The organism is Streptomonospora sediminis (genome assembly GCF_054778995.1).
On sequence record NZ_BAAGYZ010000155.1, the window covers coordinates 1 to 510 of the forward strand.

Sequence of the window (510 nt, forward strand, 5' to 3'; positions counted from 1 at the left end):
AGAATCACTTGACCAGTGAGCTATTACGCACTCTTTCAAGGATGGCTGCTTCTAAGCCAACCTCCTGGTTGTCTCAGCAACTCCACAACCTTACCCACTTAGCACACCCTTAGGGGCCTTAGCTGATGATCTGGGCTGTTTCCCTCTCGACCACGGAGCTTATCCCCCGCAGTCTCACTGCTGCGCTCCACTCCACCGGCATTCGGAGTTTATCTGACGTCAGTAACCCGGAAAGGCCCATCAGCCAAACAGTAGCTCTACCTCCAGGGAGCACCACACAACGCTGCACCTAAATGCATTTCGGGGAGAACCAGCTATCACGGAGTTTGATTGGCCTTTCACCCCTACCCACAGCTCATCCCCCAGGTTTTCAACCCTGGTGGGTTCGGGCCTCCACGAAGTCTTACCTCCGCTTCACCCTGGCCATGGGTAGATCACTCCGCTTCGGGTCCACAGCATGCGACTCAACCGCCCTATTCAGACTCGCTTTCGCTACGGCTACCCCACCCG

The 510-nt window shown here is 56.1% G+C and carries 1 rRNA gene; it reads right to left on the reverse strand.

Annotated elements, in window-relative coordinates:
- Nucleotides 1-510, reverse strand: a 23S ribosomal RNA gene (locus ACYVD5_RS27955); the annotation flags it as partial.